This is a genomic window from Pseudomonas sp. C8002 (genome assembly GCF_013385765.1).
Lineage (GTDB): Bacteria > Pseudomonadota > Gammaproteobacteria > Pseudomonadales > Pseudomonadaceae > Aquipseudomonas.
On the sequence record NZ_JACAPJ010000006.1, the window covers coordinates 169,787 to 196,549 of the forward strand.

General features: G+C 64.4%; 16 protein-coding genes. 12 read left to right on the forward strand and 4 right to left on the reverse strand.

The window, feature by feature from the left end:
- The first annotated feature begins 190 nt into the window (after positions 1–190).
- From HX814_RS11215 to HX814_RS11255, 9 genes are read left to right on the forward strand one after another with little or no spacing between them, the layout of a single operon-like run.
- On the forward strand, positions 191–1,843 hold the full coding sequence (locus HX814_RS11215; protein WP_003218428.1) for a (2,3-dihydroxybenzoyl)adenylate synthase: 1,653 nt from the start codon (positions 191–193) through the stop codon (positions 1,841–1,843).
- A complete protein-coding gene (locus tag HX814_RS11220; RefSeq protein ID WP_003218426.1) occupies positions 1,836–3,584 on the forward strand; it encodes an ABC transporter ATP-binding protein in 1,749 nt (582 codons plus the stop codon). Before HX814_RS11215 ends, HX814_RS11220 begins: the two co-directional genes overlap by 8 nt.
- On the forward strand, positions 3,581–5,338 hold the full coding sequence (locus HX814_RS11225) for an ABC transporter ATP-binding protein (RefSeq protein WP_003218423.1): 1,758 nt from the start codon (positions 3,581–3,583) through the stop codon (positions 5,336–5,338). Before HX814_RS11220 ends, HX814_RS11225 begins: the two co-directional genes overlap by 4 nt.
- A complete protein-coding gene (locus tag HX814_RS11230) occupies positions 5,328–8,735 on the forward strand; it encodes a non-ribosomal peptide synthetase (protein ID WP_008436209.1) in 3,408 nt (1,135 codons plus the stop codon). The genes HX814_RS11225 and HX814_RS11230 overlap by 11 nt, the downstream gene beginning before the upstream one ends.
- A complete protein-coding gene (locus HX814_RS11235) occupies positions 8,732–14,155 on the forward strand; it encodes a non-ribosomal peptide synthetase (RefSeq protein ID WP_177009405.1) in 5,424 nt (1,807 codons plus the stop codon). Before HX814_RS11230 ends, HX814_RS11235 begins: the two co-directional genes overlap by 4 nt.
- On the forward strand, positions 14,152–15,240 hold the full coding sequence (locus HX814_RS11240) for a saccharopine dehydrogenase NADP-binding domain-containing protein (RefSeq protein ID WP_177009404.1): 1,089 nt from the start codon (positions 14,152–14,154) through the stop codon (positions 15,238–15,240). Before HX814_RS11235 ends, HX814_RS11240 begins: the two co-directional genes overlap by 4 nt.
- Positions 15,237–16,016 (forward strand): thioesterase II family protein, encoded by a 780-nt coding sequence (locus tag HX814_RS11245; protein ID WP_003218418.1) that lies wholly within the window; start codon positions 15,237–15,239, stop codon positions 16,014–16,016. Before HX814_RS11240 ends, HX814_RS11245 begins: the two co-directional genes overlap by 4 nt.
- 12 nt (positions 16,017–16,028) lie before the next feature.
- Positions 16,029–16,343, forward strand: coding sequence for an isochorismate lyase (locus tag HX814_RS11250; RefSeq protein WP_003218417.1), 315 nt, complete (start codon positions 16,029–16,031; stop codon positions 16,341–16,343).
- The gene (locus HX814_RS11255) at positions 16,336–17,745 is read left to right on the forward strand and encodes an isochorismate synthase (protein ID WP_177009403.1); all 1,410 of its coding nucleotides are present in this window, start codon (positions 16,336–16,338) and stop codon (positions 17,743–17,745) included. The genes HX814_RS11250 and HX814_RS11255 overlap by 8 nt, the downstream gene beginning before the upstream one ends.
- A 47-nt stretch (positions 17,746–17,792) precedes the next feature.
- On the opposite strand, the gene efeO (HX814_RS11260) is transcribed toward HX814_RS11255, so the two are convergent.
- The 4 genes from efeO (HX814_RS11260) to efeU are packed head-to-tail and all read right to left on the reverse strand — an operon-like array spanning position 17,793 to position 22,022.
- Positions 17,793–18,611 carry an iron uptake system protein EfeO gene (gene efeO / locus HX814_RS11260; RefSeq protein ID WP_003218415.1) on the reverse strand — a complete coding sequence of 273 codons (819 nt, stop codon included), beginning with the start codon at positions 18,609–18,611 and terminating at the stop codon, positions 17,793–17,795.
- A 27-nt stretch (positions 18,612–18,638) separates the two neighbouring features.
- Complete coding sequence (efeB, locus tag HX814_RS11265) at positions 18,639–19,946, reverse strand: iron uptake transporter deferrochelatase/peroxidase subunit (protein WP_177009402.1); 1,308 nt, start codon at positions 19,944–19,946, stop codon at positions 18,639–18,641.
- 14 nt (positions 19,947–19,960) lie between these two features.
- Positions 19,961–21,163, reverse strand: a complete 1,203-nt coding sequence (gene efeO / locus HX814_RS11270; protein WP_102604984.1) for an iron uptake system protein EfeO — start codon at positions 21,161–21,163, stop codon at positions 19,961–19,963.
- 10 nt (positions 21,164–21,173) lie between these two features.
- Positions 21,174–22,022, reverse strand: a complete 849-nt coding sequence (gene efeU / locus HX814_RS11275; RefSeq protein WP_003218412.1) for an iron uptake transporter permease EfeU — start codon at positions 22,020–22,022, stop codon at positions 21,174–21,176.
- Between the two features lie 168 nt (positions 22,023–22,190).
- Here efeU and HX814_RS11280 point away from each other — a divergent pair, with 168 nt between their 5' ends.
- The 3 genes from HX814_RS11280 (at position 22,191) to HX814_RS31620 (ending at position 26,603) form a co-directional block, all read left to right on the forward strand.
- Positions 22,191–23,213 (forward strand): AraC family transcriptional regulator, encoded by a 1,023-nt coding sequence (locus tag HX814_RS11280; RefSeq protein ID WP_177009401.1) that lies wholly within the window; start codon positions 22,191–22,193, stop codon positions 23,211–23,213.
- Positions 23,214–23,402: 189 nt separating this feature from the next.
- Positions 23,403–24,833: a glutamate decarboxylase gene (locus HX814_RS11285; RefSeq protein ID WP_008436222.1), complete on the forward strand. Its 1,431-nt coding sequence runs from the start codon at positions 23,403–23,405 to the stop codon at positions 24,831–24,833.
- Positions 24,834–24,902: 69 nt separating this feature from the next.
- A complete protein-coding gene (locus HX814_RS31620) occupies positions 24,903–26,603 on the forward strand; it encodes an aspartate:alanine exchanger family transporter (protein WP_043224664.1) in 1,701 nt (566 codons plus the stop codon).
- Positions 26,604–26,763: the final 160 nt, after the last annotated feature.

The following is a 26,763-nucleotide window of genomic DNA, read 5'->3' on the forward strand; positions in this document are numbered from 1 at the left end:
AACGAATGTCCTGCCGGTTGCCGTGCTGCGGCTTTTGCCTATTAATAATCACTCTCATTTCCGCAGCCCTTGGCGACTCATGGATGAACCGCTCAATGACCCATTCTCCCTAGCCCTTTTCACCCTTGCCCCGCAGGCCTTTTGTTCACGGCATCGGCCCCTTATTGCCGAAAAAAACTCTGGAGACCCCATGACTATCATTGACGACTGCCCCGATTGGCCCGAAGCGTTTGCCCAACGCTATCGCGACGCAGGCTATTGGCGCGACGAGACCTTTGGCGACCTGCTGCGCAACGCCGCCCGCACCTTTGGCGAGCGTGAAGCGATCACCGATGGAACGCTGCGGGTGAGCTATCGCCAACTGGATCAACGGGTCGATCAACTGGCCGGCGGGTTCTCCCGGCTGGGGTTGGTGGCAGGGGACAACGTAGTGGTGCAACTGCCGAACTGCGTGGGTTTTGTCGAAGTGTGCTTCGCCCTGTATCGCCTCGGCGTACGGCCAATCTTTGCGTTACCGGCCCATCGTCATCTGGAAATCGGCCGCTTCTGCGAGTTTGCCCAGGCCAGGGCATACCTCTGCGCTGACGTCACGGCAGGTTTTGATTATCGGGGCATGGCCCGTGGCTTGAAGGCGGCCCATGGCGACCTTGCGTGGGTGATCGTGGCCGGTGAGGCTGAAGAATTCATCGCGCTCGAAGACCTTTATCTGGACGACCCGCAGCCAACCTTTTCTGCGCCGCCCGCGGATGCCGTCGCGTGTTTCCAGTTGTCCGGTGGCTCCACCGGCGTGCCGAAACTGATCCCGCGTCGCCACAATGAATACCTCTACAACGTGCGGACCAGCGCCGAACGTTGCGGCCTGACCGACGCCACGGTGTACCTCGCCGCGCTGCCCATGGCCCATAACTTTCCCATGTGCTGCCCGGGGTTCATGGGCACCTTGCTGATGGGCGGCCGTGTGGTGCTGAGCGGCTCGCCAAGCGCCGAAACCTGCTTCGCCCTGATCGAGCATGAACGCGTGACCCATACCGCGCTGGTGCCGCCACTGGTGCTGGTCTGGCTGGATGCCGCCCAGGCGCGCGGGCAGGGCCTGCCAGGATTGCAACTGCTGCAAGTCGGCGGCGCCAAACTGAGCTTCGAGGCTGCCCGCCGCGTGGAACCCACCCTCGGCTGCCGCTTGCAGCAAGTGTTCGGCATGGCCGAGGGGCTGATTTGCTATACCGACCCCAACGACCCACCGCAACGAGTCCTGCACACCCAGGGCAAACCCATGTCCCCGGGCGACGAAATCCGGGTGGTGGACGACAACGAACAGGACGTGATACAGGGCCAGGTCGGCCAATTGCTGACCCGTGGTCCGTACACGATTCGCGGTTACTACCGCCACCCTGCGCACAACGCCCAGGCGTTTACCACTGACGGTTTCTACCGCACCGGCGACCGGGTAATGCTCACCGACGACGGCTACCTGATGGTCGAAGGTCGCGACAAGGACGTGATCAACCGTGGCGGCGAAAAGATCGCCGCCGAAGAAGTCGAAAACCTCCTGCTCAGCCATCCTGCCGTCGCCGATGTGGCCTTGGTGGCGATGCCGGACGCCTACCTCGGCGAACGCACCTGCGCCTTCGTGATTCCCCGTGGCACGGCACCGCGCCCGCCGGAACTGCTGCGCCATCTGCGTGAGCAAGGGTTGGCGGCCTTCAAGCTGCCGGACCGCTTCGAATTTATCCCCGGTTTCCCGCAAACCGGCGTGGGCAAGGTCAGCCGCAAGCACCTGCGGGAGGCTATCCAGCAGCTGTATTTCGGGGCAAAACAACCTGAGGGAAGCGCCGCCCGTGGCTGATCAAGACTCGCTGCGTGAACTGCTCGCGCCTGTACGTGGCCGGTTGATCTGCGCCATGCTGCTGCAAGCCCTGGCGACCCTGATCGGCCTGCTGCCGTTGATCGCGGTGGCGGAGTTGGCGCCGTCGTTGCTGGACGGAAAACTCGATCTGCACGATGGGTTCTGGTGGTTGTTGGCCGGTGCGGGCGCTTTGCTGTTGCGCATGCTCGGGCTGGCTGCCGCCTTGCAGATGACCCACCTGGCCGACAGCGACCTGCAACGCCAGGTTCGCCAACGGCTGGCCGCGCATTTGGCGCGGGTTCCGCTGGCTTGGTTCAGCGCCCGTGGTGGGCAAAAAGTCGACCGTGTTTTGCTCGACGACGTAGGTGCGCTGCATCAACTGGTGGCGCACTTGCCAAACAACCTCGCCGCCGCATTGGTGGCGCCCCTGGCGTGCCTGTTGTACCTGCTGACGGTAAGTGTGCCGATGACCGTTGTGGTGCTGCTGCCTCCAGCGCTGGCGCTGTGGCGACTGCGAGCCTTGCGCTCCCAGGCTTATCGGGATGACCAGAAGGCACTGGGCGCCGCGCTGGGCAACCTGTCCCTGGCCACCCAGCAGTTTGTGCAGAGCATCGCCATGGTCAAGTCATTCGGCCGGGCCGATCGGGTGCAGTCAAAGTTCTTCGGTGCGGTGGAACGTTTCGCCAGTTTCTTTTCCTGCTGGGCCCAACGCTGGGCCGGGCTTGGGGCGAGTGTCGAGGTGCTGCTTTCGCCGTTGCTGGTGCTGGCCCTGGTGCTGTTGGGCGGTGCGTCGCTGGTGGCTGGCGGTTGGCTGATGCCGGTGCAACTGCTGCCGTTCCTGCTGCTGGGGCCGGCCCTGGCAGCGCCGGTCGCGGCCGTCGGGCATGGTGCGGATGCACTGGTGCAGGGCCGCATGGCCGCCAGCCGTATCGCCACCGTGCTCAACAGCGCGACGTTGACGCAACCTCGCGAATCCCGCGAGCCCAAGGGCCGCCAGGTGAGCTTTGAAGGCGTGGACTTTCGCTACCCCGACGGCACGCAGGTGCTGCATGACATTGACCTGGATCTACCGCCCGGCACGCTGACCGCATTGGTGGGCGACTCGGGCGCCGGCAAATCCACCCTAGCCACTTTGCTTGCGCGCTTTGCCGATGTGAGTGCCGGGGCGATCCGCATCGGCGACGTCGACCTGCGGGACATGCACAGCGCCACCTTGTATCGCCAGGTCGCCTTTGTGTTCCAGGATGTGCGCCTGCTGCGCACCAGCGTCCTCGACAACCTGCGCCTGGCGCGCCCCGACGCCACGCAAATCGAGGTGGAAGCCGCCGCCCGGGCCGCGCAGATTCACCAGCGCATCCTCGCGCTGCCCCAGGGGTATCACACCGTCCTCGGAGCCGGCGTGCAACTGTCCGGCGGTGAAGTGCAACGCCTGGGCATTGCCCGGGCGATGCTCAGTGAAGCGCCGATCCTGATTCTCGATGAAGCCACCGCCGCCAGTGATCCTGAATCCGAAGCCGCGATCCAGCAGGCGCTGTCTCGCCTGGCCCGTGCCCGCACGGTGCTGGTAATCGCCCACCGCTTGAGCAGCATCCAGGACGCCGACCAGATCGTCGTGCTGCAAGGCGGGCGGATTGTCGAGCGCGGTACGCATCACGGCTTGCTGGACCAGCAGGGCACTTACGCCGGGCTGTGGGCCGCTGAGCAGTTTTCGGCGGCCGCACTGAAGAGGGCACGGGCATGATTCGCGCGCTGTTACGCAGCCTGCAACCCCGTGAAGCCGGCTTGTTGCGGCGTGCGCTGATGGCGATGGCGTTGAGTGCGTTGGCCCAGGGCGCAGCGTTGGCGTTGTTGCCGATGGCCTTTGCCCAGTGGTTCGGCAACACCACGCCTTGGGCCTGGGCCATCGGTTTCACCGGCATGGCCTTGTTGTGCCTCTGGCTGCGCCGGTATGCCCAGCTGGCGGGCTATCGCGCCGGTGCCGAAGCAGCCCAGGCGTTGAACCGACGCATTGGTGACAAGCTGGTGCAACTGCCGCTGGAATGGTTTGTGGAGCGGCGCAGCGCTGAACTGAATCGCCTGGTGACTCACACCGTGCTGCAAATCATGAGCACCCCGGCGCACCTTTTGCAGCCAATGGCCAATGCGCTGTTGACGCCTTTGGCACTCCTGCTGGCGCTGTTTTTCTACGACCGCTCCATGGCGTTGGCGGCACTGGCCGCGTTGCCGTTGCTGGTGCTGGTGTACCACTGGGGCGTGCGCTGGGGCGGGCAAGCTGAAGCACTGAGCGAAGCCGCAGCCAATGAAGCGGCGGCCCGGGTGATGGAGTTTCTGCGCCAGCAACCGTTGCTGCGCTCCAGCGGGCGCACCGAGCAAGGTTTCGACCTGCTCACCGAGGCCCTGGCCCAGCAGCAACAGGCACAGCGTCACGCCCACTGGCGCACTTTTCCCGCCGCGCTGGGTTTGGCGGTGGTGTTGCAGGCCGGCTACAGCGCCATCCTGTTATGCGGCCTGTATGCCGTGTTGGGTGGCACCCTCGATGCGGCGAAGTTCCTGGCGCTGGCGATTCTCGCCACCTGCCTGGTGGAGCCAATGGGCGCGCTGGTCAACCTCGGTACCACGTTGCGCCAGACCCGCCACGGCTTGAATCGCCTGCGCCACCTGCTGCAGATGCCGGGGTTGCCTGAGCCTCTCGAACCCCAACCTGCCCTGGGTTACGACGTGCAAGTGCGGGACGTAGGACTGGTCCGCCAGGGCCAGGCGATCTTGCAAGGCATCGACTTCACGTTGCAGGAGCGTTCGCTGAACCTGGTGGTGGGGGCGTCCGGCTCCGGCAAGTCCAGCCTGTTGCGCCTGCTGGCGCGCTTCAGCGATGTAAGCAGTGGCGCGATTCACCTCGGCGGTGTCGACCTGCGGCAACTGTCGGCCCTGGCCCGAGATACCCAGGTCGCTTTGATGTTCCAGGACAGCCCGCTGTTGCCGGGCAGCCTGCTGGACAACCTGCTGCTGGGCCGCCCCGACGCCAGCGAAGAGCAATGGCAGCACGCCGCCCGCGCCACCGGCCTCGACCGCCTCGCCGAGCGCCTGCCCCAGGGCTGGCACACCGTGCTGGGCGAGCAGGGCGTCAGCCTGTCCGGCGGCGAGCGCCAATGCCTGGCGTTGTCGCGGGTGTTGCTCAAGGACGCGTCGCTGATCCTGCTGGACGAGCCGACCGCCGCCCTCGATGCCATCAGCGAGGCGCGGGTCAATCGGACCCTGTTGCAACTGGCCCGCCGGCACACGGTGGTGCTGGTCACCCACAAACCGACCTTGGCGCCCCATGCCGACCAGATTCTGCTGCTCGACCACGGCCAGTTGGCCCAGGTCGGCCGCCATGACGCGTTGATGGCCACGCCCGGCCGTTACCGCGAGTTGTTCCACGAGCGCGAAGCGATCAATCGCTGGCGCTTGCGCCCAGACCCTACCGTTCCCCAAAGGACCGTCCCCCATGACCGATAACCCATCACTGGCATGCGTTCATCCTGCACCCGGCGGCCTCGCACACAGCCCCGAGGCGCTGTGCGCCGGTGTCGCGCAGTTGCTCGACTATGCCCCCCAGGACCTGGAGCCCGATGCCTCGCTGATCGAGCAGGGCCTGGACTCGGTGAGCATGATGCGCCTGCCGGCCTTGCTCGCCCGCGAAGGTGTGCAGGTGAGCTTTGCCGAACTGATTGAGCAGCCGACCCTTGAGGCCTGGTGGTTGCTGATCGACCGCCGTCGCGGGCAGGCGACGCACCTCAAGCCCGTCGCCGCCGACAACGATTTCGCCCTCACACCGTTGCAGCAGGCTTATTGGTTTGGTCGCGACCCGGCCATGCCGCTGGGGGGCGTTGGCTGTCACCTGTATCAGGAGCTGGACGGGTATCAGGTCGACGCTCAACGCCTGGAAAGCGCGGTGATGCGCCTGACTCACCGCCATCCCATGCTGCGCGCCTGTTTCCCGAACGCCACTTGCCAGCGCGTGCTGCCGACCAGCCCGTGGCCTGGGTTGACCGTGCATGAACGGCCGGATGAGTTGGCCTTGCGTGAGCGCCTGGCCCACCGATGCCTGGATGTGCGCCAGGGCGAGGTGTTTGATGTGCAACTCAGCCGCTTGCCCGACGGCCGCAGCCGGGTGCACCTGAACATCGATTTGCTGGTGGCGGACGTCCTGAGTATCAGCGTACTGCTGCGGGATCTGGCGCTGATCTACAGCGGGCAAGAGGCGCAGCTGCCACGTCTGGAATGGGATTTTGCCCACTACCTGGGCGCCACCCGAACCAGCGATGCCGGCGCGCGGGACTACTGGCTGCAACGTCTGGATGACCTGCCCGACGGCCCGCAACTCCCCTTGGCACACGAGCCGCAATCCCTCGGGCCGCCGCGTTTTCGTCGCCTGGCGATGCGCCTCGGCCGCGCGCAGTTGCGAGCCCTGGAAGACCAGGCCCGCCAACACGGCCTGACCCTGGCCAGCGTGCTGTGCTGCGCCTATACCCAAGTGCTGGGCCGCTGGAGCGCCAGCCAGCATTTCCTGTTGAACGTGCCGCTGTTCAACCGCCAGGAGCTGCACCCCTGCGTCCCGCATCTGCTGGCGGATTTTTCCAACCTGGTGCTGCTGGAGATCGACCAGCGCCAGGCGGGTTCTTTCGCGCAGCAGGCGCAAGCCCTGCAACGCCAACTGCACCGCGACATCGCCCACAGCGCCTGGCCTGGTGTGGAAGTGCTGCGTGAGTTGTCCCGCACCCGGCAAGGCGGCGCCCCCGTAGTGTTTGCCTGCAACCTTGGCGAAGCGTTTGTCGACGCCACTTGCCGGCAGCACCTGGGCGAACCGGGCTGGGCCTTGTCGCAAACGCCCCAAGTGTGGCTTGACCACCAGAGCTATCCGCTGCCCGATGGCCTGTTGCTCAACTGGGACGGGGTAGATGCGCTGTTCCCCGAAGGCCTGCTGGACGAAATGTTCACCGCCTATGGCGACCTGCTGGCGTGGCTGTGTACCGGTGACTGGCGCCAACCCGCGCCGCTGCCGTTGCCCCAAGGCCAGCAAGAGGTCCGTGCAGCGGTCAACCACACGCCCTGGGCCTATGACAAAGGCTTGCTGCACGATGGCTTTTTCCAACAGGCGCAGGTGCACCCGCAGCGGGTGGCATTGATCACCGAGGACGCTGAGTTGAGTTACGCCGAGCTGGCGGCCCAGGCCCTGCAAGTGGCAGGTGCCCTGCGCCAGTGGGGGATTGAACCGGGTGATACGGTGGCGATCACCTTGCCCAAAGGCCAGGCGCAAATCGTTGCGGTGCTCGGCATATTGGCGGCGGGCGCGGTGTACGTGCCGGTGGGTATCGAACAGCCGGCAGCCCGTCGCGACATGATCTATCAACGCGCCGGAGCCAAGGTGGTGATCACCGATACGGCCCACCGTGATCGCGGTGTATGGCTGGCGGACTTGCAAGTGGTGGACCTGGCCCAGGCGCGTTCGGCCAGGGCCCTGAAACAACCGATCGAGGTGGCGCCGGACGCACTGGCCTATGTGATTTTTACCTCTGGCACTACCGGCGAACCCAAGGGCGTCGAGGTTTCCCACCAGGCGGCGCTGAACACCGTCGCCGCGATCAACCGGCGTTATCAGGTGGGCGCGGATGACCGTGTGCTCGGGGTTTCCGCCCTCGATTTCGACCTGTCGGTGTACGACCTGTTTGGCCTGCTGAGTGTCGGTGGCGCCGTGGTGCTGCCAGCGGATGCGCGGCGCAAGGAGCCGTCCGAATGGTTGCGGCTGATCCGCCAGCAGCGCGTGACCCTGTGGAACTCGGTACCGGCGTTGCTCGACATGCTGACCCTCAAGGCCCGCGAGCCGAATGCCCTGAGCGGATTACGCCTGGCGATGGTCTCGGGTGACTGGGTCGGGCTGGACCTGCCACGCCGCCTGCGATTGGCAGCCGGCGAAAGCGCCCGGTTCGCCGCTCTCGGCGGCGCCACTGAAGCGGCCATCTGGTCCAACGTCCAGGACGTCGACGAAGTGCCGGCTCACTGGCTCTCGATTCCCTACGGCAAACCCCTGGATAACCAAAGCTTTCGAGTCGTCGACAGCCAGGGCCGCGATTGCCCGGACTGGGTGGCGGGGGAGTTGTGGATCGGCGGCGCCGGGGTTGCCCAGGGCTATCGTGGCCTGCCGCATCTCAGCGCCCAACGCTTCGTCGAGCACGCCGGGCAACGCTGGTACCGCACCGGCGATCAGGGCCGTTATTGGCCCGACGGCAGCCTCGAATTTCTCGGGCGTATGGACCAGCAGGTCAAGGTCCGTGGCTTCCGCATCGAACTCAGTGAGATCGACGTGGCCCTGGAACGCCATCCGGCCGTCAGTCGTGCCGTCACCCTGGTGTTGCCCGGGGCCAACCCGCAGTTGGCAGCAACCCTGATGGGCGACGCGCTGCCGGATGCCGAAGCCATGCGCCAGTGGCTCTGCCAATGGTTGCCGGAACACATGTTGCCGGACCACTGGCTGAACCTCACCGAACTGCCCCTGAGCGCCAACGGCAAGGTCGACCGCGCCGCACTGCTGTGGCTGGTGCAGGAGCAACGCCAGGGCGCCAGACCCGAGCATGAAGACGCGCCTCAAGGCGAAGCCGAACAACTGTTGGCCGGGCTCTGGCGCGAATTGCTCGACATTCCCCTGGTGGGACGCAACCAGGGCTTTTTCGCCCTCGGCGGCAACAGTCTGTTGGCCGCTCGCCTGATCGAACGTATCGCCCGACAGTTCGACGTCGAACTGTCGCTGAAGGACTTTTTCAACGCGGCCACCGTCGCCCGCCAGGCCCAATGGCTTGTCGCCCGACGAGAACAGGACCACGTCAACCGGAACGCAATGGTGGAGGGTGCGCTATGACACTGCAGCAACTGCAACAGGACCTCGAAGCACTGGGTGTGGAACTCTGGGAAGAGCAGGGCCGCCTGCGCTACCGGGCGCCCGCCGGGGTGATGGATGAAGGCCGCCTGCAACAATTGCGCGAACACAAGGACGCGTTGTTGCAGCAATTGATGGAACCGGTGATGCCCACCGTCTCGGCCGACCTGGCTGCCCGCAGCGAACCGTTTCCGCTGACCGACGTGCAGGCCGCTTACCTGATGGGCCGCACCCAGGCATTCAGCTACGGCGGGGTGGCGTGCCACGGTTACCTGGAATTTGAACTCAGGGAACTGGACCCGGCGCGCCTGGAGCAGGCATGGAACCATCTGATTGCGCGTCACGACATGCTGCGGGCGGTGGTGCTGGAAGACGGCTACCAACAAATCCTGCCCCAGGTGCCGCATTACCTGATCGCCCGGCATGACCTGCGCGAAGACGACGGCCGTGCACTGGCCGCTCTGCGCGAACGCATGGAAATTCGCCTGGCGTCGCCCCAGCAGTGGCCGCTGATCGAGTTGTGCGTCAGCCAGGGCCGTGAACATGCGCGCCTGCATCTCTCAGTGGATCTGCTGGTGTGCGACTACCAGAGCGTGCGCATGCTGTTGGCCGAGTTGCAGCAGGTCTATCGTGGCGAAGCCTTGCCGCCGGCGGCGCCCATCAGTTTTCGCGACTACGTACTGGGCGAGCGCCGGTTGCGGGAACAGCCGCGTTACCAGCGTGACCGCCAGTACTGGTGGGCGCGGGTCGACAGCCTGCCCGGTGCTCCGGAATTGCCCATGCAGGGCGCTCCCAGCGGACCGCGTTTCGAGCGCCGCGCCCTGAACCTGGAGGCCCGGGATTTCAACGCCCTGCGCCTGAATGCAGCGGCGGCCGGCGTGGGTGCGTCGGCGGCGATTCTTTCCTGCTATGCCGAAACCCTGGGGCGCTGGAGCCGCAAGGGGCATTTCTGCTTGAGCCTGACCTTGCTCAATCGCCTGTCGCTGCACCCGCAGGTCGATCGGCTGGTGGGGGATTTCAGCTCGGTGGAATTGCTGGAAGTCCAGACCCTGCAAGGCGGCAGCTTTGGTGAACGCAGCCAGCAGTTGCAGGAGCGACTGTGGCAAGACATGGACCACCGCCTGTGTTCCGGCATTGAAGTACTGCGCGAACTGGCGCGGCGCAAAGGCCGTGATGCGGCCTTGATGCCCTATGCCTTCACCAGCACCCTGGGCGCCGGTGGCGAAAGTGGCGGCGGGGCATTTATGCCCGGCGCAGAACTGGTGCACGGCATCAGCCAGACCCCGCAAGTGTTGATTGATTGCCAGGTCAGCGAGCGCGACAACGGCCTGTTCATCAATTGGGACATTCGCCAGGGCGTGTTCAATGAGGCCATGCTGGAAGCGATGTTCGACACCTTCGAACGTCTGCTCAAGCGCTTGGCGCGGGAGCCTTCGGCCTGGACCCTGGACGATTGCCTTGAACTGCCGGCACCCCAGCGACTGGTGCGGGAGTTGATCAACCAGACGGCGCAGCCGATTCCCCCAGGCTTGCTGCATGAACCGTTCTTTCGCCAGGCCCGGGCGCAACCCCAACGTGTCGCCCTGATCCAGGGCGCGCGACAGCTCACTTACGCGCAACTCGCCGCCCGTGCCGAGGCGATTGCCGAGCAGTTACTGGATGGCGGTTGCCAGCCCGGCGAGCGGGTCGCGGTATGCATGGAAAAAGGCATCGACCAGGTGGTCGGTGTACTCGGGATCTTGCGGGCCGGCGCGGCGTACCTGCCGCTGGACACTAATCAGCCGATGGCGCGGCGCGCGTTGATTCTTGAGAACGCCGAGGTCAGCCGGGTGCTCAGCCAGTCGTGGTTGAGCGAGGACGTGGCCTGGCCCGCCCAGGTGACCCAGTGCATACCCGTTGATCAGGCCGCAGCCAGTGCCGGACGTGAACTGCCGGCGCCGCAGGTGACACCGCAACAACTTGCCTACGTGATCTACACCTCCGGCTCCACCGGGATTCCGAAGGGTGTGATGATCAGTCACCAGGCGGCCCTCAACACGGTGGTGGATATCAATCAGCGCTTCGCCATCGGCGCCGAAGACCGGGTACTCGCCTTGGCCAGCCTGGGCTTCGACCTCTCGGTGTACGACATCTTCGGCCTGCTGGCCGTAGGTGGCGCCCTGGTGTTGCCCGACGCCGGACGCCGCGCCGACCCGTCCCACTGGGCCGAATGCGCCCGCGAGCACGGTGTGACCCTGTGGAACTCGGTGCCCGCGCAGTTGCAGATGCTTGCCCATTACCTGCAAGCCGTGCCGGCCGCGGCACCTCAGAGCCTGCGCCTGGCCTTGCTGTCCGGCGACTGGATCCCGCTGAACCTGCCCGCCGAAATCGCTGCGTTGTTGCCTGAGCTCCAACTGATCAGCCTGGGCGGCGCCACAGAAGCGGCGATCTGGTCGATTGCCTATCCAATCACCGAGGTGGACGCACAATGGCGCAGCATTCCCTACGGCGCGCCGCTGGCCAATCAACGCTTCATGGTGCTCGACGAACAAGGCCGCGATCGCCCGCAAGGCGTTGCCGGTGAGCTGTTCATCGCCGGCACGGGGTTGGCGATGGGGTACCTGGGGGACGCGGAGAAAACCGCCGAGCGTTTTATCGAGCATGCCCACAGCGGCGAGCGGCTGTACCGCACCGGCGACCTGGGGCGCTACCTTGAAAGCGGGTTGATTGAGTTCCTTGGCCGTGAGGATTTCCAGGTCAAGGTTCGCGGGCATCGCATCGAGTTGGCGGAAGTCGAAAGTGCCTTGCTCAGTCATCCTCATGTCGAATCGGCCGTGGTGGTCGCTGCGGGCGAGGGCGCGTTCGAGCGGCGTTTGCAGGCCTGCGTGCGCGGGACTTTGCGTGATACTCCATTGCCTTGGCCGACCCGGTTGGCACCCAACGCCTTGGCGGCGGCCAACGGCGTGAAAGGCCAACTGACGGAAGCGCTGATTACGCAGATGTCCGATTGCGTCGAGCGTGCCGCGTTGCTCTCCATGGGCCTGGCCCTGCAACGCCCGGGGCTGTTTGATCAACCGGGCGTCGAGCACGACCTGGCCCAGATCATGAGCCTGTGCGAAGTGGCGCCACGCAACGAACGGCTGATCCGCCGCTGGCTGCAAGCGCTGCATCGCGAACAACTGGTAGACCGCAACCCAGGCACCGGCGCCTATTCGTCACTGCGGGTCTCGGGTGCTGAATACCGTCAGCTGTGGCAGCGCATCGAGGCGCTGGAACCGAGTGTGGGCTGGGGCGGTGAAGTGCTGCGCTACCTGCGGGAAAGCCAGGAGCAATTGCCTGCCCTGATGAGCGACCGGCTCGACCCGTTGCACTTGCTGTTTCCCGAAGGCCGTACCGACACCGCCGAAGGCGCCTATCGCAAGAACCTGATCAGCCAGTACCTGAACCAGGCGGTGTGTGCGGCGGTGCAGGAAATCGCCGCACTGCAACCGGCGGGCTGGCGTCTGCAGTTGCTGGAAATCGGCGCAGGCGTGGGCGGCACCAGTGCCGACCTGATTCCGGCCCTGGACGGCTTGGCGGTGGACTACCAGTTCACCGACCTGTCGCAGTTTTTCCTCAACGAAGCGCGGGAGCATTTCGTCGAGTTTCCGTGGGTCAGCTACGGGCTGTTTGACCTGAACCTCGACCACTGGGCCCAAGGCATCGCCGCCAACTCCCTGGATGTGATTCTGTGTGCCAACGTGCTGCACAACTCGCGGCATGCCAGCCAGGTACTCGCCCGGCTGCGGGAAATGCTCGCCCCCGGCGGCTGGCTGATCTTTATCGAAGCCACCCGCGACACCTACCAGATCATGGCGTCCATGGAGTTCAAGGAGGGCCTGACCGCGTTCGAGGATTTCCGCGCCGAGCAGGACACCACGTTCATCCGCCGCGAGCAGTGGCAGCAACTGTTACAGGAAGCCGGCGCGCAGACGCCGCTGTGCATGCCGGCAGCTGACGATGCGATGTCACAGATCGGCCAGCACCTGTTCATCACGCGCTTCAAGACCGAGCGCCAGACCCTTGAGCCGGAGGCGTTGCGCGCGCATCTGGGCCAGCGCCTGCCGGATTACATGGTACCCACCGAGTGGCGGGTACTGGATGAAATGCCGCTGACGGCCAACGGCAAAGTCGACCGCCAGGCGTTGGCCAACCTCGGCATGGCCCAGGCCACGCAACAGGCCAACAGCGGGGCTGCACCGCTGGATGCGCTGGAGCGCAGTATCGCAGAGGTCTGGCAAACCCTGTTGCGGGTGCCCAATGTGGGCCGTGAACAGGGCTTCTTTGAGTTGGGCGGTGATTCATTGCTGGTGGCGCAGGTGGTTGGTCGCCTGCGGGAAAGCCTGCCCCAGGCCCGTAACGTGCCCTGGGGGGATTTGCTGCGCCAGTTGATCAACCAGCCCACCGTTGCGGCCCTGGCGGATTACCTGCGGGGGCAGGGCAGCGAGAGCCTGTCGCCGCTGGTGCGGATTCGTGAGGAGGCGCAAGGCCCGGCGCGGATCTTTGTCCATGATGGCAGCGGCACCCTGGCACCGTATCGCGCGCTGTTTGCTGCACTCGGGGAAGAAGCACCACTGGAGGGACTGGTGCTCAATGATGTACCGGGTTACCTGGCTCTGGCACCGGCTACGGCGATTCGTGAACTGGCCGAGCGTTATGCCGACACCTTGCACGCCGAAGGCCGGCGCCAGGTGAGCATCGTCGGTTATTGCCTCGGCGGGTTGCTGGCGACGGAGCTGGCGTCATGCCTCGCGGCGAGGGACATCGAGGTGCTGCAACTGACAGTGATCAGCAGCTACCGCGTGCCGTTCATGATCGAGGATGACCTGCTGGCGGAGTACGTGTTTGCCCGCGTGATGCAGGCCGACCCGCACACCCTGGGTTACCCGGTAGATGAACAGGCAATGGAGCGGGCGATTGCGAAGGTGCTGCGCCAAACCCCGGGCCGCGTGCCCCAAGGTGCATTGCTGGCGCTGCGAGATGAGCCCGACTGCGCCACGGCCCTGGCCTGCCTGCGGGCCCTGGCATCCAAGTCGGCAGATGAGCGCTTGCAGGCAATTGCAGACGCGATGCGCCACGCCGGCTCGCAACTGAGCGACCTGGACTGGCTGCGCGAGCAATTGCAGGTGCTGCGCCACAGCCTGGCCGCCGTCGCCTTGCATCAAGCCACGCCTTACGACGGTGACATGGTGTTTATCCGCCAGTGCGGTGAAGTCCAGGTACTGCCCGGCATGCACCGCGACATGAGCCAATACTGGCAAGCCCTGTGCCTTGGCGAATTGCAGGTGGTGGACGTGCCGGGCGACCACTTCAGCTGCATGCAGAGCCCCCAGGTCGAAGCCGTGGCCCGCGCGTTCGAACGGCTGGCGCAGGTGGCGGCGTGAGAGTCGGGATTGTAGGCGGCTATGGGCATGTCGGTCGGCAGGTTGCGCGGGTGCTGGTCGGTCATTGCCGCTTGCGCCTGGGCGGTCGCGACCCTGGGCAAGGGCAGCGTTTTAACGACGGCGAGTTGAACGGGCAGGCCGAGATCCGTGAAGTGGACCTGTGGGACGCCCAAAGCCTGGCGGCGTTTTGCAGCGGCTGCGACCTGCTGATCAATTGCGCGGGCCCCAGCTACCAGGTGCTCGACCGGGTGGCGCTGGCCGCTTTGGCCAGTGGCGCCGATTACATCGATGTCGGCGGCGATGATCCGCTGCATCAGCTGCTGCCCGCTCAGTTGCCGCCGGGTCGTCGTGTGGTGTTATCAGCCGGCATGTTGCCCGGGCTGTCGGGGTTGTTTCCCAAGGTGCTTGCGGCGTCGTTCGAGCGCGTCGATGCCGTGCATTGCTATGCCGTCGGACTTGGGCGGTTGTCGACAACGGCGGCCGAGGACTTTCTATTGAGCCTCGGCAACGGCTATGGCCAGGCCTCGATGGGCTGGTGCGATGGCCGTGCAATCAAGTCCGCCGTACTCGTCGATGAACACTTCGAGCGGCCCTGGCTGGTGGGCGGTCCCGTAACGGCCCACCCGTATCTAACCACTGAGCAACAGCGCTTGTTTACTGACTTGCGGGTGCGCGAAGCCCAGGCCTACAACCTGTTCGACGGCGGCCACCTGCGGGCCGCACTCGGGCGCATTCAGGGCTCGCCACCGGCTCTGCGACACACGGCAGAGAACATTGCCGTCCTGGTACAGGCCAGTGCGCTGGACCTGGCAGGGCGCACGCCTTACCAGTTGCTCGCAGTCGAAATGGCAGGCCTGCAACACGGCGAACCGCAGCAGGCCACCGCCTGGTTGCGTGCCGCCGACGGCTCGGCGTTGACCGGCACAGTGGCGGCAATCTGCGCCCTGCAACTGGCCAAACTGCCCGAAGGCACGCACTACGCTGCCCAGGTGATGGACGCCGATGACTGCTTGCGCCAGGTGCTGCGCTGGTTGCCGCAGACCCGGATCCACGTCACCACTGAACTGGAGGAGGGCGTGTTATGAAGAAAATCCCCAGCCCATGGCTGCGACGTTACCCGCAGCATCAAACGCCGCGTTGCCGATTGGTCTGCCTGCCCCACGCCGGCGGCAGCGCGGGATTTTTCAGCGGTTGGCAGGCACTGTTGCCGGCTGACATCGAACTGGTCAGCGTGCAATACCCCGGCCGCGAAGAGCGCCTGAGTGAAACCTGGCCCGGCAGCCTGGAATGGATGGCGGGCACTATTACCCGGGCGCTGTGGGACCTGTCCGACCGGCCGCTGGTGCTGTTCGGCCACAGCATGGGTGCGGCGCTGGCCTATGAGGTGACGCGGCGCCTGAACCGCCAGGGCAAGGACCTGCAACGGCTGATCGTCTCCGCCCATCCGGCCCCTCACCGGCAACGTCACAGCCAATTGCACCAAGGCCCGGATGCCGGTCTGCTGGCGGATGTGCGGCGCCTGTCGGGTGGTGCGCCATCACCCCTGGACGAACCCGAGATGCAGGCACTTTACCTGCCCGCATTGCGCAATGATTACCGCCTGATCGAAAACTACTGCGGCGATATCAGCGAGCTGCTGGACGTGCCCGTGAGCGTATGCCTGGGCAGCACCGACCGCGAAGTCGATCGGGAGGAAGCCCATGCCTGGTCGGAAGTGACGCGCCAGGTCACCGACTTTCGAACCTTCAACGGCGGGCATTTTTACCTGCGCGACAGCCAGGCCGACCTGATCGAGCACCTGGAACTGTTGCTGGGCAGCCCCGCCGAACCGGCGTGGCAGTGCTGGCCGTCGACCCCATGACCGGAGAATCCTATGAAAACACCTGAGCAGTGCAGCGGGCTGGAAGACGTCCGCCTGGGTATCGACACGTTGGACGAACAGATCATCCGCGCTCTCGGCCAGCGGTTGGCCTATGTGAAAGCTGCGGCGCAGTTCAAGCCTGACGAAGCCAGCATCGCCGCCCCCGAGCGGGTGGCCGCCATGCTGCCCCATCGCCGCCGCTGGGCCGAGCGCGAAGGGTTGGACCCGATGTTCGTGGTCCCGCTGTTTGCGCAGATCATCCAATGGAATATCGACCAGCAAGTGCGCCACTGGCGCCAGCAGCATCAAGGAGCGGAGCATGAGTGAACGTCTGCCGGGATTGCTTCAGGCGCTGACCGAGGGCGAACGCCTGGCGCGCGAGAAGGGCGGCGCAGTGCTGGTGGTGTTCAGCCTTGCCTCGGAGCGCCTGGACCCGCTGCAGTTATTTGCCGCCAACCGCCAGGTACTCGGGCAAAGCCTGTTCTGGTCAAGTGACCGGGGCGCACTGGCCATGGCCGGCTTTGGTTGTACCGAGGAAATCAGCCCCGGGGCCGATGACCGCTTCAACGCCAGTGCCCTGGCGTGGCAGGCGTTGCTCAGCCAGGCCCATCAGGTGGGGCCGCGCCAGCCGTTGCTGTGTGGCGGCTTTGCGTTTGACCCGAAGGGCCCACGCTCGCTCAAATGGCAGTCATTCGCCGCCACCTCCCTGGTGCTGCCGCGCATCCTGCTGCTGCGGGAAGCCGAGCAACATCATGTGATCTTCAGCCAGTGGCTGGAGCCCGGGGCGGACGCGGTGCGTTGCGCCCAGAGCCTGGAAACCCAGTGGACGTTGCTTCTGTCCCGCTACGCCAGTGCGCCACGCCAGGAGATTCCCCTCGGCACACCGAGCGACGAAAACACCATCAGCGCGCAGCAATGGCAAGACACCGTGGCGACGGCCGTGCAGCGCATCAACGCCGGCGACCTGCGCAAGGTGGTGCTGGCCCGCGAAGTGCGGTTGACCACCTCACGGACGATCCCCTGTGGCCCGCTGCTGGAAAACCTCAAGGCGGCCTATCCCCAGGCGTACCTGTTTGCGTTCAGCCGTGGTGACAGCTGCTTTCTCGGCGCAACGCCGGAGCGGCTGGTGCGGGTGACTCGTGGCACGCTGAACACGGTGGCGTTGGCCGGTACTTGCCCGCGTGGTCGTCACGAGCAGCACGATGCCGAACTTGGCCAGGCCTTGATGGACAGCCCCAAGGACCGCCACGAACACACCCTGGTGGTTCAAACCCTGCGCGAAGCATTGCAGCCCTATTGCGCGATGCTCGACATTGCCAGCCAGCCGCAGTTGCACCGGCTGGCCAACGTGCAGCACCTGTTGACGCCGGTGATGGGCCGCTTGCATCCCCAGGTGCAATTGCTGCAACTGGTGCAGGCCCTGCACCCGACGCCGGCGGTGGGTGGCTTGCCGCGACGTGAGGCGATGGCCTATATCCGAGAGCACGAGCAGCTCGACCGTGGCTGGTACGCAGCGCCAGTGGGCTGGATGAATGCGCAGGGTGATGGTGAATTTGCCGTGGCGTTGCGCTCGGCGTTGATCAGAGGCTGTGAGGCGCACCTGTTCGCCGGCTGCGGCATTGTCGCCGAGTCGGATCCCGGGAGTGAGTACGAGGAAACGTGCTTGAAGCTGCGGACTATCCGCGATGCCTTGCGGCCTTCGGACGGAGTGCAGGTGGCGTCAGCCTGAGGAAGGCTCTCGCCCGGCAGGCCGGGCGAGAGCATGCAGCGTCTGGATCAGTTCAAGCCAAGCTTGCCACGCAGTGTGGACAGGTCTTCCGCCAGGGTATTGACCGGGCCAACCAGGGCTTTGCGGTCGGCTTCCTTGACCTTGTCGTAGGTCTCGAAACCGCCATCCTTGGTTTTGTACTTGGCCAGGATCTTGTCCACGGTGGCGAAGTTCTTGTCGACTTTGGCGACGAAGGCCTTGTCCTGCTTCTCGATCTGCGGACGGAACAGGTCGACGATTTTCTTCGCGCCGTCGATGTTGCCCTGGAAGTCATACAGGTCGGTGTGGCTGTAGCGATCTTCTTCACCGGAGATCTTCGTCGCGGCCACTTCTTCCAGCAGGGCAGCAGCACCACCCACGACTTTTTCCGGCGGGAAGGTCAGGCCGTCCACGCGGGTTTTCAGGTCCAGTACGTCGCTGTTGAGCTTGTCCGCCAGGGCGTCGAGGCCTTTGGTGGTGTTCTCGGAGAACAGGCTGTACTCGATGCGGTGGAAGCCGGTGAAGTCTTCGGCTTTCACGCCTTTCTCGTGGTCGTCCACACGGGAGTCGATGGAGGCGTCGAGGTCGCTGAACAGTTCGGCGATCGGCTCGATCGACTCATAGTGCACGCGGGTTGGCGCGTACAGCTTCTTGGCGGTCGCCAGGTCGCCTTTTTTCACGGCGTCGGTGAACGCCTGGGTCTGGGTGACCAGCTCGCCGATTTCTTCGGTGACGTAAATCTTGTAGTCCGACACCGGCCCTACCAGGTCCAGCGGCGCGGTGGCGGCGAAGGCGGCCAGCGGCGAAAGGCTCATTAACAACGACAATGCGAGAGACGACTTCTTCATGGGACGATTTCCGCTCTGGGGTTTGTTTTAGGTTTTGGCAGTGGTTTGTGGATGTGTCGCATCAAGCAGCGTGCGCCCGATGAAATCCTGGGCCCCGGTGACGCCTGGCAAGGTGAAGAAGTAACCGCCGCCAACCGGCTTCAGGTATTCCTCCAGAGGCTCGCCGTTGAGCCGGGTTTGCACGCTGATAAAGCCTTTCTCCAGGTCAGCCTGGTAGCAGATGAACAACAGCCCCATGTCCAGCTGACCGTTTTTGTTGACGCCGTTGGAGTAGTTGAACGGCCGGCGCAGGATCAGGTTGACCTGGGTCTGTGCAGTACGCGGGTTGGCCAGGCGGATGTGGGCATCGAGCTTGGTCAACTTGCCTTCCGGGTCCTTGCTGTAGTCCGGGACCTGGGTTTCTTTCTGGCCGTCCATGGGCGCGCCACTGGTCTTGATCCGGCCAATGATGCTTTCTTGCTCTTGCAGCGGGGTGCGGTCCCAGCGTTCGACGAAGTTGCGGATGATCCGCACCGCCTGGTAGCTGCCATTGGCGGCCCAGGCCGGTTCGTCGCTGCCTGGCTGGACCCACACAATCTGATCCATCGCCTTGTTGTCGTTGGAGTTCGGGTTGGCCGAACCGTCGCGAAAACCGAGGAAGTTGCGCGCGCTTTGCGCCGGCTCGCCGGGGCGGGCAGGGGCCTGGGGCGGCACGCTGCCTTCCTGCTTCCAGCGCACCAGCAGCAGGTCCGGCAGGTTTTTCACGATATCGCGCAGGGCGTGGATATTGGTGTCCGGGGTGTTGGAGCTGAACTGCAGGCTCAGGTCGCCGTGGCACTGCGCCGGTTCCAGTGCATCGTTGGGGAAACCGACCATGCGGATCAGGCGCTTGGGCTTGGCCGCGGCCAGGCCGAAGCGTTCGTCGAACAGCGACTCGCCCACCGATACGGTGATGGTCAGGTTGTCCGGTGTCACCACCGGGCCGAGGATGCCGGAGTCGGTGGGGGGCAGTTTCGGGTCGACTTGCACCACGGTGCCGCCGGTCATCAGGAATGCGATGCGCTCGTTCAGGGTGCGGAACAGCCGCTCCAGGTCCTCGCGGTCGCTGGCCAACACGTCGAATGACACCAACATGCCGCAGGCCGGGCGCGGAGTGACGATGCCGGTCTGGTGCTTGCCATGGAAATCGTGGTGGTCCTGGGTCTTTTCACTGCTTGGCGCGGTGGTCACCTGTGCCGCCGCGTTGGCAGCCATTGCCGGGCAGCTCAGGCTGCTGCCGGCAATGGCCGCGCCAGTGGCGGCCATACCCAGCAATACACGACGACGCTGGGCGGAAAATTGTTCTGAATCACTCATGTCTACGGTCGTCTTCACTTCAGGCCGGAAAGGCCAAGGGCGGGGTCGATTCCATCGAGTGCAACGGCCAGAGCCTTGGCCTTGTCGGCGATCTGCTTGCGCTGATCGGCGGTAACGCTGTCATACGAGGCGTAGCGGCCATCGACTTTCAAACCGTTGAGTTCGGCATCGAGGGCGTTGATCGCGCTGTCGATCCCCGGCAGCAATTGCGCGGCAGATTTGGTCAGCAGCGGGCGCATCAGGTCGACCACTTTGCGGGCGGCGTCCAGGTTGGCGGCGAAGCCGTTGAGGTCGGTATGGCTGTAGCGTTCTTCCTCACCGCTGGCGGCACGTACGTCGGCCAGGCTGTTGAGGTTGCGCACCACGATGCTCACCAGTTGCTCCGGCGGCAGCGACTGGGCCAGCAGCTGTTGCTTGAGGCTGGTGACGTCGGTGACCAGGCGCTGGGCAATCGGCGCCAGGCCGTCGAGATTGCGTTGCTGGAACAGGCCGTATTCGAGACGGTGGAAGCCGCTGAAGGCCGGGTCCTGCTCGCGCTTTTCAAAGTAGTCGGCGCGGGCGTTGATCGCGTTGTCCAGTTCCGCCAGGCGTTGCGAAGCCGGGGCCAGGCGCTGGTAAGCCTCGCGGGCCGGTACGTAAAGCGCCTGGGCCTGGGCGAGGTCGCCGGCTTCGATGGCTTGGTCCAGCGCGGTAACGGCCTTGACCAGGGCGCTACCCTGGCTGCTCAGGTACACGCGGAATTCCGACAGCGGGCCGATAAACGCGACCATCGACGGCTTGGCCTTGGCTTGGGCGTCAGACTCGGCAGTCGGTGTCACCTTCAAGGTGCCACGCGGGTTGCTCAGCAGGCCGCAGGTGATCTGGTAGTCGCCGGGCAGCAGGTTGGCGTTGATCACCTGGCTCAGGCCGGGGGCGATGTTTTCGCGCTCTTCGACCACCAGCACGCCGTCGAGGATTTCCCACTCCACGGCACGGTCCGAGCGGTTGATGATGCGGAAGCTGGCGCGTCCGGCCGGTACCGTCAGCGCATTCGGTTCGCAGCTATGGGCGTGGATCGTCACCGCGATTTCATTGTGGTTGGCCTGGCGCTTGGAGGCGGCCAGTTGCGAGGCGTAGTAGAACAGGCCACCGGCGGCGATCATCACGACCACCGAGCCGCCCACCGCCCAGCGCAAGGCGCGGGAGGGCGGAGCCGGTTGAGGGGTTTGGTTGGACAAGAGGCGGTCCTTACTGGCTGGAAACGGAAGAGGTTGTGCGGGTAGCCGGCTTGCTCGGCGGCGCCGGCAGGAAGAACATCACCAGGGCCACCACCAAGTAAATCAGGTAGGCACCGAGGGTGCTGATGGTCGGGGCGTCCTGATAGCCGAACATGCCGGCCAGCACCGAGCCCAGCGGGCCATCCATCGGCAGCGTCGCGCTGAAATCGAACAGTACGGTTTGCAGGTGGTTCCATACCCCGGCTTCGTGCAGGGCTTGTACCGAGTTGGCGAGGATGCCGGCGGCCACCACCAGGATGAACAGGCCGGTCCAGCGGAAGAACGCACCGAGGTTCAGGCGCATGCTGCCGGTGTAGATCAGGAAGCCGACGATGATCGCCAGGATCAGGCCGAGCAGGGCGCCAATCGGCGCGCCCGGACCTTCGCTTTGCTGGAACACGGCCAGCAGGAAGAACACGGTTTCCAGGCCTTCACGGGCCACGGCGAAAAACACCATGGCAATCAGTGCGGTGACCTGGTGTTTGGAGCCGGCCAGGGCATGATCGAGGGATTCATGCAGGGAATGCTTGATGGAGCGCGCGACCTTGCGCATCCAGAACACCATGGAGCTGAGAATGCCCACGGCCACCAGGCCGACGATGCCTTCGAACAGTTCCTGTTGTTTCTGCGGGAATTCGGCACTCACCAGTTCCAGGCCACCGCCGACCAGCAGCGCGAGGGCCGCTGCCAGAAATACGCCGATCCACACTGCGGGCATGTACTGGCCACGGCCAGTTTGCTTGAGATAGCTGGCAATAATGCCAACGATCAAGGCGGCTTCTATGCCTTCGCGCAGCATGATTAAAAAGGGAACAAGCATTCGGCACCGAATCGTCACTAGATAGGATGCTAAGTTGTAACATAATGATACTCATTACTAAACAGGGAATATTGACCTTTACTGAACCTTGACTGAACGGTGGTGGCAAACCGCATCCGACACTAGAATGCGCGGCATCGTCCCAGCCACCGGATTGCGCCATTCCCCATGTCGGAAAAAGACACGATTTCCATCCAACTGGTCCGCGAAGCCCTGTTGCAGAGCTGTGCGCCGGGTGTGGCGAGCGATGAAGTGTTGACCAAGGTCGGGATTGATCCAGCACTGCTGGGCCAGCCAACCGCACGCGTCCCGGCAACCGCTTACGCACGCTTATGGCGCTTGCTGGCACGGCGAATGGACGATGAATTCTTTGGCATGGACCCGCGCAAGCTCAAATCCGGCAGCCTGGAGTTCCTCTGCCGGGCCTCCATGGCACAACCGAGCCTGGCCACTGCGCTGGAAACCGGCCTGGGGTTCCTGTCGCTGATGCTCGAGCGCATGCCGGCGCAACTGGTGCGCCAGCAGAGCCTGGCGGAAATCGTACTGTTGGAGCCGGAGCCCGCACCCAGGCGCGCCTTCACCTATTTCGCCTACTGGATGATCGTCCACGGCGTCGCCTGCTGGCTGGCGGGGCGCCGGATCCCGATCCTGGCGATTGAACTGCGTTGCCCGCAGCCGGACTTCTGCGACGATTACCAGGTGATGTTTTCCGACAACTTGCGCTTTGACCGGCCGCGTACCCGGATGATCTATTCCGCCGACTGCCTCGACCTGCCGATCAAGCGCAGCCCGGAGGAGCTCAAGCGCTTCCTGGCCCATGCGCCCGCCAACATCCTGGTCAAATACCGCGACCCGGACAGCCTTGCCACCCGCATCAAGACCGACCTGCGGCACATGCCCGCCGACACCTGGCCGGAAACCGAAGGCCTGGCCGCATCCCTGTGCATCTCGGCCTCGACCCTGCGCCGGCGCCTGACGGAAGAAGGGCAGACCTACCAGGGCCTCAAGGACAGCGTGCGCAAAGAGCTGGCGATCGTCTGGCTGGCCGATTCCGACATCAGCTTTGCCGAGATCGCCACCCGCCTGGGGTTTGCCGATGCCAGCTCGTTCTACAAGGCGTTTCGCAAGTGGTCGGGCTCCAACCCCGGGCACTATCGCAGCCTGATATTGAACGAAGCACTGAGCCAGTAGGTCACTGCCAGGCACCCCCGGCACGTTTGCCTGCTTATCCACGCCTTTAATGATCTGGGTCACTTTCCTGCGCCGCCGTGCGTGTGATATTCGGCGCCACCGCTCCATCGTTCGTTTCCTGACGCAGCCTGATCGGCATTTGTCGCGATCAACGTCTACGCCATTTCCCTCATTCAAGAGCAGGATTTCATGGCACTTCACAGAACCGTAGAGACCCAGGACCAAGCCATCGAAGACGTCTATTCGAGTGGCTCCGCCCAGCACAAACTGCCCAAATACCGCCTCCCGGACCACTCGACCACGCCGTCGGCCGCCTACAACCTGGTGCGCGACGAACTGCTGCTGGACGGCAATTCCCGGCAAAACCTGGCGACTTTCTGCACCACCTGGGTCGAGCCCGAAGTGCAGCAGTTGATGGCCGATGCCCTCGACAAAAACATGATCGACAAGGATGAGTACCCGCAGACGGCCGAGATCGAAAACCGTTGCGTGCACATCATTGCCGACCTGTGGCACGCGCCGAAATCGTGGCAAACCGTGGGTTGCTCCACCACCGGTTCCAGCGAAGCGGCGATGCTTGGCGGCCTGGCACTGAAGTGGAGCTGGAAGAAACGCCGGGAAGCGGCGGGGCTGCCCACCGACAAACCGAATTTCGTGTGCGGCCCGGTGCAGATCTGCTGGAAAAAATTCGCCCGTTATTTCGATGTGGAAATTCGCGAAGTGCCGTTGCGCGGTGACGCATTGGGCCTGCGCCCGGCCGACCTGCGGGAATATTGCGACGAAAACACCATCGGTGTCGTCGCGACCCTGGGCGTGACCTTCACCGGGATCTACGAACCGGTCGCAGCCCTGGCGGCCGAGCTGGACTCGATGCAACGTGACCTCGGCCTGGATATCCCGATCCATGTCGACGCGGCGAGCGGCGGGTTTATCGCCCCGTTCATCCAGCAAGAGCTGCAATGGGATTTTGTGATCGAGCGCGTCAAGTCCATCAACGCTTCCGGCCACAAGTACGGCCTGGCGCCGCTGGGCGTCGGCTGGGTTATCTGGCGCTCCACCGAAGACCTGCCGGAAGAGTTGATCTTCTACGTCGACTACCTGGGCGGCAACATGGCGACCTTTGCCCTGAACTTCAGCCGGCCCGGCGGGGAAATCATTGCCCAGTACTACAACTTCCTGCGGCTGGGGCGCGACGGCTACACGCGGATTCAACAAGCGTGCTCCGACACGGCGCAATGGCTGGCCTCGGAAATCACCAAGTTTGCCCCGCTGGAACTGGTGTACGACGGCAAGGATGGGCTGCCGGCGGTCTGCTACAAGCTCAAGGACGGCGTCGACCACGGCTTCAGCCTTTACGACCTGTCGGAGCGCGTGCGCATGCGCGGCTGGCAGATCGCGTCATACCCGTTGCCGTCCGATCGGCAGAACGTCGTGGTACAGCGCATCCTGGTACGGCATGGCGTGAGCCGTGACCTGGTGGCGTTGCTGCTGGAAGACCTGCGCAAGGCCGTTGCCCACCTGCAGAAAAACCCGGTGGAGCATTCCGACGCAGGCCCCAGCTTCAGCCATGGCGCCATCGCCGACCCGGTCATCCCGGCCGACACCCCGAACCTCGACTGAACGCACTGAACACTCACCGGGCCTCGAGGCCCGGTGCCTTTAGCGTTGCATCGCCAGGTACGAATCATCGTGACTGCCTTCTTTACTTTCCTGCACGACAACCCCTACATCCTGCTGTTCCTGGTGGTTGGCCTGTCCGTCTGGGTCGGGCGCGGCACCATCAAGGGTTATGGCCTGGGCGCGGTGGCCGGGGCCATCGTGATCGGCTGCGCGATTGCGACGTGGGCGTCTTACTACGGCGTGCATTTCGAACTCGATAACTTTACCAAGAGCCTGTTTTATTACCTGTTCATGTACGGCGTCGGGCTGCGGGTCGGGCCTTCGTTCATCAACAGTCTCAAGGGTGATGGCCTGAAATTCACCTTCCTGGCGATCCTGTCCTCGTTCCTCGGGCTGGGTATCGTGGTGCTCGGCGTGCGGCTGTTATCCCTGCCGGTGGGCGCGGCGGGCGGGATTCTTGCCGGTTCGCAAACCATGTCGGCGGCGATTGGCTCCGCCGAACAGGCGATTACCTCGGGCGTGGTGCCGCTGCCACCGGGCACCACGGCGGCGGCGGCCACCGCGATGATCGCGCTGTCTTACGGCATCACCTATATCTGGGGCACGGTCGGCATCATCCTGATCTGCAAGTATCTGCCGCGCTGGTGGGGTGTGGATGCGCGCAAGGCGGCCAAGGCATTCGAGGTGGAGCACGGTGTGCCGAACGTCGACGATGCCGGGCTCAGTGGGTATCGGCCGTTTGACCTGCGGGCCTATCGCCTGGTGAACCCGGAGCTGGTGGGGCAGAGCATCGCGCAGTTTCGCCAGCGCTTTGCGTTGTACCAGATCGAGAACGTCGAGCGTGGTGAAGAGTTGCTGGGGGCTGATCCGACGCTGGTGTTGCAGCTGGGCGATGTGATCGCCCTGGGCGGCAGCCTGGATGCGCTGACCGATCACATGGGCCTGATCGGGCCGGAAGTACCGGATGCCCGGGCGTTGAATATACCGCTGGATGAGGCGGTGATTCTGGTGACCCACAAGGATGCCGTGGGCAGGGCGCTCAAGGAATTCAGCCAGTCGCCGATTGCCGGGCAGGTGCAGTTGGTGGGGATTGAGCGGGGTGGTGCGCCGATTCCGGTGGGGCTGGAAACGCGGTTGCAGCGCCTGGATGTGATGCACTTGATTGGCTTGCGCAGTGCCATCGACAAGGCCACGGCGTTGCTGGGCAAGGCGGGGCGGGCGAGTACGGCGACGGATTTGCTGACGCTGTCGCTGGGTATGGTGCTGGGGTTGTTGATCGGGCTGATTCAGGTGCCGGCGTTCGGTGCGGCGGTGGGGCTGGGCAATGCGGGCGGGTTGCTGGTATCGGGGATTATCGTCTCGTCGCTGGTGTCGCGGGTGCGTTTTTTTGGGAATACCCCGAATGCGGCGCGCAACATTCTGGAGGACATGGGGTTGATATTCTTTGTCGCGATTGTGGGGGTGAATGCGGGGGCTAACTTGGTTTCGCAGATTAGCGCGATCATTGCGTTGAAGATCTTTTTGCTTGGGTTCGTGGCTTGTACGATTCCACCGTTTATTGTTTGGGCTGTGGGTTTTCATGTGTTCAAGATCAACCCGGCGATTCTCATGGGCGGTGTTGCGGGGGCGCGGAGTCACTCGGGGCCGGCGCGGGAGGCGGCCAAGGAAATTGATAGTACGGTGCCGTGGATTGGGTTTCCGGTGGCGTATGCGGTGTCGGGGATTTTGCTCACGGTGTTTGGGTATTTTGCCATGGTGCTTGCGCGGTAGCTGTATTGGGTACATATCCGTTGCTGCGGTAACGGCCACTTATGGTTCCGCTCTTACAGCGGGTCACTTTTGGCAAACGCCCCAAAAGTAACCAAAAGGTCTTTGCCCCACCACTCGGTGCCTCGCCTAGGCTCGGCATGCCCGCACTCCGGCCCGGTTC

What these genes read in the sequence shown, in the direction of transcription:
- HX814_RS11250 (WP_003218417.1), top strand. Translation starts at nt 16,029, where the DNA reads ATGAAAACACCTGAGCAGTGCAGCGGGCTGGAAGACGTCCGCCTGGGT.
- HX814_RS11230 (WP_008436209.1), top strand. Translation starts at nt 5,328, where the DNA reads ATGACCGATAACCCATCACTGGCATGCGTTCATCCTGCACCCGGCGGC.
- HX814_RS11255 (WP_177009403.1), top strand. Translation starts at nt 16,336, where the DNA reads ATGAGTGAACGTCTGCCGGGATTGCTTCAGGCGCTGACCGAGGGCGAA.
- HX814_RS11235 (WP_177009405.1), top strand. Translation starts at nt 8,732, where the DNA reads ATGACACTGCAGCAACTGCAACAGGACCTCGAAGCACTGGGTGTGGAA.
- HX814_RS11215 (WP_003218428.1), top strand. Translation starts at nt 191, where the DNA reads ATGACTATCATTGACGACTGCCCCGATTGGCCCGAAGCGTTTGCCCAA.
- HX814_RS11225 (WP_003218423.1), top strand. Translation starts at nt 3,581, where the DNA reads ATGATTCGCGCGCTGTTACGCAGCCTGCAACCCCGTGAAGCCGGCTTG.
- efeB (WP_177009402.1), bottom strand. Translation starts at nt 19,946, where the DNA reads ATGAGTGATTCAGAACAATTTTCCGCCCAGCGTCGTCGTGTATTGCTG.
- HX814_RS11280 (WP_177009401.1), top strand. Translation starts at nt 22,191, where the DNA reads ATGTCGGAAAAAGACACGATTTCCATCCAACTGGTCCGCGAAGCCCTG.
- efeO (WP_003218415.1), bottom strand. Translation starts at nt 18,611, where the DNA reads ATGAAGAAGTCGTCTCTCGCATTGTCGTTGTTAATGAGCCTTTCGCCG.
- HX814_RS11245 (WP_003218418.1), top strand. Translation starts at nt 15,237, where the DNA reads ATGAAGAAAATCCCCAGCCCATGGCTGCGACGTTACCCGCAGCATCAA.
- HX814_RS11285 (WP_008436222.1), top strand. Translation starts at nt 23,403, where the DNA reads ATGGCACTTCACAGAACCGTAGAGACCCAGGACCAAGCCATCGAAGAC.
- efeU (WP_003218412.1), bottom strand. Translation starts at nt 22,022, where the DNA reads ATGCTTGTTCCCTTTTTAATCATGCTGCGCGAAGGCATAGAAGCCGCC.